This is a genomic window from Protofrankia sp. CiT1, assembly GCF_917627335.1.
Taxonomy (GTDB): Bacteria; Actinomycetota; Actinomycetes; order Frankiales; family Frankiaceae; genus Protofrankia.
In genome coordinates this window covers 1-3770 of the sequence record NZ_CAKJTP010000249.1, presented here as the reverse complement: position 1 = coordinate 3770, position 3770 = coordinate 1, and the positions used below count along the sequence as shown (strand labels likewise).

The window sequence follows — 3770 nt, the reverse complement described above, 5'->3', positions numbered from 1 at the left end:
CTGAGCTGCGGGTTTGCAAGATCCTTCCAGAACCTCCCGACGAGGGCTGTGGATAAACTGATCCAAAAGATTGATCGTTTACGTTTATGCAGGTCACAGCAATATCGATCTTTGCCAGAACCTCCCCGTTTCGTCGGCGTGTCAGAGGTTCTGGATGTCGATCAAGATTTAACCGCTTGACAGCCACACGCATCAGCCCCTCGAAGCCTCCCCGGGCATATATCGCCGTCACCTCACCCTCATCCGTCGGATACGGACAGGCGCAGGCACAGCCCCCAGGAAGACCGACGATGACAAACCCACCACGGCTACGGATCAACAAGCACGGCGTAGCCGTCCCCATCGGCCTGCCGAGCCGACCTGAACGGGCTCACGCACCCACCGCCTCCGCCCCAGCCATCAGCTGCCCCAGCACCGGCAACGGCTTGTTGGCCTCGGCCGCAGCGAGCCCATCCCAGCGCAGGGCCTCGGTCTCAACCGCCGGCAGGTGCGATCGCCGTGGCCAACCGCACCGCGGGATGTGGATTGCCCAGCAGGTCCGCCCCGCAGCCGCAGCCGCCCCGCAGCCGCCGTCGGCACATCGCAAGCCCAGCGCATCCTCTACCGCCGTGCGCTGTGCCCCCTCGGTGACCTCCCCGGCTGGCGCGCACCAGCCACGCCCCGAGCGGCGAGATGATCTGATGGTGCCGGTGCCGCATGGAACCGCTCGACATACCGCAGCACCGCCTCGACCAGGTCCATCACCGTCACCGACCTTCTGCTCTCCGACCGCGTCGAGCGCACCGCCGCGTGTATTTTCACGCGCGCGTGATGGATGTCGAGCGCGCGTGATCCCATCACGCGCGGCGCGTGTACACGCGGGACCGGCCCTCGCCGTCGGCGACGAGAGGACCGTCGCCTCCGGCGAGGCGGCGTAGCAGTCGGGACGCCTGGTCGGGGGACAGTGAGCATAGGTTGGCCGCCTCACCGCGGGTGATCTGGCCATGAACATCCACGTATTTGATCACCATCTGTTCCTGCTGCGCCTGGTCGAACCCGTGGACCCGCACGTAGGCGGCGGGTTCGCGAAGCTCGCGGTAGACCGCCGCGGTGAGATGCCAGGTGCGTCCCTTCCCCCCGCCGCGGGCTTCGACCAGGCCCCGGTCGACCATCCGCGCGAGTTGTCGGCGAGCCTCCGCCTCGCCCACCTGCAGCACGGCGGCAACCTCCTCGGTACGAAGCCGGCCGTGGTGTAGCAAATCGGTGACGATCTGCAGGTCCGGCAACATCAGCGGCTGGCCCTGGTGCTCCTGGCCGACGACGTAACGAATGAGCGAAAGATCTGCCTTGCCGCCTGGGAGCAGCACCGCGACAGAACTATCGGTAGACCGCGTGTAGTCCGGCGGGCTGTGACCGAAACGCAGCTGCTCAGCAAAAATCCGGTTGATCCCACGACCGGTCCGCTCGACGATTCCCGCCCGTTTGAAAGCGTCGGCGATCCGCGGGTTGCGGGGGCGCGGTGACGCGACGAGGAAGTTGTCAACAGTGATCCCAGCCGGGAAGCCCCCGGGATTCGTGATCTCCAACTGCTCGTCCTGCCACTGGACGTGGACCGCGCCTCGGGCGGTGTAGTCCCGGTGGATCAGTGCGTTGGCAAGCGCCTCGCGGTAGGCCGTCTCCGAGTAGGCGGGAACGCTGACCCGGAGGAGGCCGAACTGGATCTCCTGCTCGGAGTTGCGGGCCCGGAACCGTGTGAGGAGCTCCTCGGCCAGGCGGAATAGCGGCCAGGCGAAGAAGTCGTTCACCTGGACCGCCAGGCCCCGCAATGCCTGGAAGGCCGCTTCGTGGGTCGGGCAGTAGCGGCGGATCGCCTCCTCCCGACCGAACAGGAGCAGCGCACCCGCACAGACCGCGGTTGCGCCACCTCGCTGCTCAAGCAGGCCGAGAGCACGTGCGATATCTTGATCGTCCAGCTCGGCAAGCACCCGGTCGCCGTAGCCGGCGGATTCTCGGATCAGTCGACGGAACCGCTCGAATTCCAGCGGATCCAGGTCGTTCCAGCCCGCGTCGGGTACGGGAAGCACCGAGTAGTCCAGTGCTCCGCGGTCGATCTCGTGCGCGAGCATCTCATGCGCGTGGACCGGTACACAGGTTGGCTTGCCGTCGCCTCCGATGGCCCGCCGCTGATACATCCCGCGGGTAGTACCGACGATGCGCGGGCTGTTTTCCACCTGGACGCACAGGACCGGTGTCCCCTCGACCTCGACCGTGGAGACGGAGGTCTGCACGGGTGGCTGCGTCGAATTTGCGATGAGTGCCTGAAGCCGCTGCGGCTCCGTCCGATCGCCGTGCCGAGGCCGTGCGCCGGTGATCACGCCGGAGTCCTCAACTCCGAGGAGCAGCACACCGCCACGGCCGTTGGCGAGACAGACCACCGCCTCGATCAGCTCACGGTCGCCCAGGGACTGGCGTTGTTCACTCTTGAACTCGACCGACAGCGTCTCGCCACCGTCGATCGCCGCACGGACCGCTGCCGCGTCGATCGGCGAGAAGGAGAGGAAGTGGCTGACCATCGAGCCGCTCCTCGCTGGCTGCCGCCGGTCTGATCTTGCAGGCGTCAGATTACCTCTGCACCTCAGCCGCCGGACCGTCACGCCCTGGCAGGCCGGTCCGGTAGCAACGCCCAGACCACGAGGTGGGTGACGCGGCCATCCGACCGGGCTCGCGGCGTTTGGCACGCAGCGCAGTTGTGTATTCGGCCCAGTCAGCGGGCTTGCTCGGGTAAGAGCGCCCGGCAATAGGGGCGTGGATCAAGGAGCGGGGCTGGGGTGCGTACATCGCAAGGCGGAGGAGGGAGCCACCCTGGTATTGGGTGGTGACCGACGACAACACAGCGAGGTGCGTGCCCCAGCCCGGCGACGCCGCGTCCCTATTGCCGGTCGCTCTAAGTCAGGTCCAGGTACCGCAGCCACGCCCGCAGGCTGCGGAACATCACAGTTACTGCCAGCAGGAGCGAGCCGCGACGGTAGCCCCTAAGAGCGCCCGAGGATAGGACTGTCCGGCTCGCGGCTCCCCGCATCCCGCCCGGCCGCGTTGTCGTCAGTCGGCGCCCACCACCAGGGCGCCTTCCTCCGCCGCCTTGCCGGACCGGGCGCGGATGAGCTGCTCGCTGATCGAAGGCCCTATCCTCGGGCGCTCTAAGCCGGATCTACGCACCCATGCGGTGTAAATCCTGGTCCGTCACCGACGGGTGGAGTCCCAGCGACCGAATGTTACGACTTACTTGATCGTAGCTCGCGTGACAATACGTGGCCTGACAGCAGGAAAAATGCGGCCGGGCAGCATTAGTTGCCATCATGATCGGCACATGTTTGTTGTTAGGCACGCCGATCCGGGCGAAAACCGTACACAACAACAAACACACGCCGATCATGGACTGCGCGCTGCTCACAGACCGAAGTCGCAACGCCCATCCACTGCCCAAATATAGATCACCAGCAGCGCCGGATGGGGTCACGACTCGGAAAGCTCCCGCCCTGCGACCACCTGGACGCCAGCGTGCTGCTGATGGCCGAGGTGTTTCAATCCGACTCGGAAAGTTCCTGCCGTGCGACACCCGAGGCGAACGCTTTGGCGCGACGCATCCGGAGTTTCAATCCGACTCGGAAAGTTCCTGCCGTGCGACAAGAAGGTTGAGGCAGTCGTAGATCACATGAAGTGGTAGTTTCAATCCGACTCGGAAAGTTCCTGCCGTGCGACTCAGTTTGTCGACTGGGCGTCCCCGTCGGTCA

At 65.8% G+C, this 3770-nt stretch carries 2 protein-coding genes and 1 CRISPR repeat array; of the genes, one reads left to right on the top strand and one right to left on the bottom strand.

The features are described 5' to 3' along the window. A partial coding sequence (locus MJ785_RS20905) for a hypothetical protein (protein ID WP_239382502.1) occupies window positions 1-180 on the top strand: 180 nt, incomplete at its 5' end. 656 nt (window positions 181-836) lie between these two features. Here the strand turns inward: MJ785_RS20905 and MJ785_RS20900 are convergent. Next, a complete protein-coding gene (locus MJ785_RS20900; RefSeq protein WP_239377739.1) occupies window positions 837-2552 on the bottom strand; it encodes an ATP-binding protein in 1716 nt (571 codons plus the stop codon). Window positions 2553-3486: 934 nt separating this feature from the next. Then, window positions 3487-3738: a CRISPR direct-repeat array (repeat unit 36 nt; unit sequence GTTTCAATCCGACTCGGAAAGTTCCTGCCGTGCGAC). Window positions 3739-3770: the final 32 nt, after the last annotated feature.